The organism is Rhodococcus sp. NPDC003383 (assembly GCF_053589115.1).
In genome coordinates this window covers 1-1,108 of sequence record NZ_JBSFRG010000076.1, presented here as the reverse complement: position 1 = coordinate 1,108, position 1,108 = coordinate 1, and the positions used below count along the sequence as shown (strand labels likewise).

Here is a 1,108-nt window from a genome sequence, read left to right as displayed (position 1 = left end):
GGCCTATCAACCCGGTGGTCTGCCGGGGGCCTTACCCCCTCGAGGGGGTGAGAAACCTCATCTTGGAACAGGCTTCCCGCTTAGATGCTTTCAGCGGTTATCCCTTCCGAACGTAGCCAACCAGCAGTGCCCCTGGCGGGACAACTGGCACACCAGAGGTTCGTCCGTCCCGGTCCTCTCGTACTAGGGACAGCCTTCCTCAAGTTTCTAACGCGCGCGGCGGATAGAGACCGAACTGTCTCACGACGTTCTAAACCCAGCTCGCGTGCCGCTTTAATGGGCGAACAGCCCAACCCTTGGGACCTACTCCAGCCCCAGGATGCGACGAGCCGACATCGAGGTGCCAAACCATCCCGTCGATATGGACTCTTGGGGAAGATCAGCCTGTTATCCCCGGGGTACCTTTTATCCGTTGAGCGACACCGCTTCCACATGCCGGTGCCGGATCACTAGTCCCGACTTTCGTCCCTGCTCGACCTGTCAGTCTCACAGTCAAGCTCCCTTGTGCACTTGCACTCGACACCTGATTGCCAACCAGGCTGAGGGAACCTTTGGGCGCCTCCGTTACATTTTGGGAGGCAACCGCCCCAGTTAAACTACCCACCAGGCACTGTCCCTGAACCAGATCATGGTCCGAGGTTAGATGTCCAATACGATCAGAGTGGTATTTCAACAACGACTCCACACCCACTGGCGTGAATGCTTCACAGTCTCCCACCTATCCTACACAAACCGAACCGAACACCAATACCAAGCTATAGTGAAGGTCCCGGGGTCTTTTCGTCCTGCCGCGCGTAACGAGCATCTTTACTCGTAATGCAATTTCGCCGAGTCTGTGGTTGAGACAGCAGAGAAGTCGTTACGCCATTCGTGCAGGTCGGAACTTACCCGACAAGGAATTTCGCTACCTTAGGATGGTTATAGTTACCACCGCCGTTTACTGGGGCTTAAATTCTCAGCTTCGCGGGGCGAACCCCGCTAACCGGTCCTCTTAACCTTCCAGCACCGGGCAGGCGTCAGTCCGTATACATCGTCTTACGACTTCGCACGGACCTGTGTTTTTAGTAAACAGTCGCTTCTCTCTGGTCTCTGCGACCACCCCCAGCTC

At 56.2% G+C, this 1,108-nt stretch carries 1 rRNA gene; it reads right to left on the bottom strand.

From position 1 onward, the window contains the following. Positions 1-1,108 (bottom strand): 23S ribosomal RNA (locus tag ACWDTS_RS28115); the annotation flags it as partial.